Here is a 2,483-nt window from a genome sequence, read left to right on the forward strand (position 1 = left end):
GTAAGCGCCCGGGGAAGGCACGGCAGGTAGCGCTGGCGCGAGCTGAGGTTATATCGCGGCTACGTCAGGTTTCCAACGATGAGGCAGCAACTGGTCGATGTCAGCAGCGCGATGTGTTGGCAGGCGCGTGAGCACGTCCTTCAGATAGGCGAGCGGTTCGTACCCGTTCAGTTGCGCCGTGCGGATCAGGCTCATGATGGCAGCGGCGCGTTTGCCGGCGCGAAGTGAGCCCGCAAATAACCAGTTTTTCCTGCCGGTCGCCCACGGACGAATCTGGTTCTCAACCCAGTTATTGCACATTGGTACGTGCCCATCATCGAGATAGCGCGTGAGCGCCTCCCAGCGATTGAGGTTGTAGTCGAGTGCTTTCGCGATTCCTGAACCCTCTGGAACCAGGCGCCGCTGCGCACTCATCCACGCGTGCAGGGCATCCATGACTGGTCGCGATCGGGCCTGCCGCAGCACACGCCGCGCATCGGGATCAAGCACTGCTGCTTCACGTTCGATTTCGTACAGCGTGCCGAAGTATTTCAGCGCTTGCCCGGCAATCTCGCTCTGATGGTTTGCATGCAACTCGAAGAACGCGCGCCGCGCGTGCGCGGCACAGCCAATTTCCGTGACGCCCTGGGTAAAACTTTTCTTGTAGCCGCTAAAGTCGTCGCACACCAGCTTGCCCTGCCAGTCGCCCAGGAATGCGCGCGCATGCTCACCAGCGCGGCTGTCGGCAAAGTCGTATATCACCGCCTTGAGTGAGCAGTACTGCGTCGTGGCGTACGCCCAGAGATACGCACGGTGCGTCTTGCCCTTGCCGGGGCTGAGCATCTGCACAGGCGTTTCATCAGCATGCAGCACAAGCTCACGCAGCAGGTGTTCGCGCAGGGCATCAACTAGCGGCTGCAGTCGCACACCGCACACACCCACCCAGTCGCCCAGCGTCGACTGGGGGATCGCCAGACCCGCGCGTGCGCAGATGCGCTCAAGCCGGTAAAGCGGCAGATGATCGGAGAACTTCGACACCAGCACCCATGCCAGCAGCGCGGCCGTGGGAATACCCTTGTCGATGATGTGCGCGGGCACGGGCGCCTGTGTCAGCGTCTCGCATTGACGGCACACCCACTTGCCGCGGATATGTCGCTCGACTGTGAACACGCCCGGCGTGTAGTCAAGCTTCTCGCTGATGTCTTCGCCTATGCGCTCAAGCTCGCAGCCGCAGTGGCACCTCGTGGCATCCGGATCGTGATGAATGTCGGTTCGTGGCAGATGCGCAGGCAACGGCGCGCGTCGGGGATGTTGCTGTCGCGATGTGCGCCCGGGCGTGTCTGGCTGAAGCTGATCGAGCTCGGCTTCGATCGCGGCCAGATCCGTCTCGATCGCCTCGTCAAGCAGGCTCATCTGTTCCGTATTGAGCTGCTCGCTGCGCTTACCAAACTGTTGCCGCTTGATGACCGAGAGCTCATGCGTGAGCTGGTCGATGCGGGTTTGCCGATACTGCAGCTCCCGTTCCTTCTCACCGACTTCGCGTTCCCTGTCCGCGAGCTGGGCGGTCAGCCGTGCGGCCAGTGTGCGAAGCTGGTCGGCGCTGAGCGTGATGAGGTCGACAGGCAGGTCCATGACACCGAGTCTGCCAGACACGTCACACATCAGGAAGCGAAACTGTTTACGTGCGCGTCGACATCACACCACGGTAATGGCGTGATCGCTTGCCAGTGTGCGCCACGGCAGTCCCGTGACCAGCGCCCGCAACTGTTCCTCATTGAGCGGCAGTGAAACGGACTGCTCGCCGTTGCTCCAGATGAATCGCCCGCGATTCAGGCGCCGCGTGGCCAGCCAGATCCCCAGACCATCGTAGACCAGCACCTTCATTCGCGTCGAATACCGGTTGGCAAACAGATAGGCATGGTGGGGGCGCGCCGCGCCGAACACCTTGACCACGCACGCGAGCAGCGTATCGGCGCCCGCACGCATGTCCACGGGCTCGGTGGCCAGCCAGATCGCGTCGACGCGGATCATCGCAACCATCCCTGTAACCACGCCGTGCAATCGTCGGCCGCCGACAACGGCCAGTAGAGCGTCACCGTGGTCGCGCCGCGACGGACCTCGATGCGAATCTCGCCCGGTTCGGCCGCCGGCGGCGCTTCAAGTTGCAGCGGCACGAATGCCGCCGCCAGCGGTTGCTGCGCTTCCTCTGGCTCAGACATGTCAGCCGCGCGCTGCCGGGCTGCCACCACCCATCGGCGCAGCAGGTTCGCGTTCAGCCGGTAATGCAGCGCCACCGCGGCGATGGAGACGTGCGGTTGCATCGCCGCCCGCACCACCATCTCCTTGAATTCCCGGCTGTGTTTGCGACGCTCTATTGCCGGCACCACTTCATCATCAACCCGATCGTTGTCCGCCATCGTGTACACGTCTCCATCACGTTTTTGATGGACACGATGCTCCTATGCGCAGACCACAGCTTCAACGTGACTTCACCGGACCCTTAC

3 protein-coding genes are annotated in these 2,483 nt (G+C 62.7%); all 3 read right to left on the reverse strand.

The features are described 5' to 3' along the window. Positions 1-48 precede the first annotated feature (48 nt). Positions 49-1,611, reverse strand: coding sequence for an IS66 family transposase (gene tnpC, locus VOM14_RS31325; RefSeq protein WP_327632574.1), 1,563 nt, complete (start codon positions 1,609-1,611; stop codon positions 49-51). Between the two features lie 63 nt (positions 1,612-1,674). Then, a complete protein-coding gene (gene tnpB / locus VOM14_RS31330; protein ID WP_327632575.1) occupies positions 1,675-2,010 on the reverse strand; it encodes an IS66 family insertion sequence element accessory protein TnpB in 336 nt (111 codons plus the stop codon). Then, a complete protein-coding gene (gene tnpA, locus VOM14_RS31335) occupies positions 2,007-2,396 on the reverse strand; it encodes an IS66-like element accessory protein TnpA (RefSeq protein WP_327632576.1) in 390 nt (129 codons plus the stop codon). The genes tnpB and tnpA overlap by 4 nt, the downstream gene beginning before the upstream one ends. Between the last annotated feature and the right edge of the window lie 87 nt (positions 2,397-2,483).

Source organism: Paraburkholderia sp. MPAMCS5 (assembly GCF_036016995.1).
Taxonomy (GTDB): Bacteria; Pseudomonadota; Gammaproteobacteria; order Burkholderiales; family Burkholderiaceae; genus Paraburkholderia.

Excerpts from the sequence above, each read along its gene's own strand:
- tnpC (WP_327632574.1), bottom strand. The coding sequence starts at position 1,611 with ATGGACCTGCCTGTCGACCTCATCACGCTCAGCGCCGACCAGCTTCGC.
- tnpB (WP_327632575.1), bottom strand. The coding sequence starts at position 2,010 with ATGATCCGCGTCGACGCGATCTGGCTGGCCACCGAGCCCGTGGACATG.
- tnpA (WP_327632576.1), bottom strand. The coding sequence starts at position 2,396 with ATGGCGGACAACGATCGGGTTGATGATGAAGTGGTGCCGGCAATAGAG.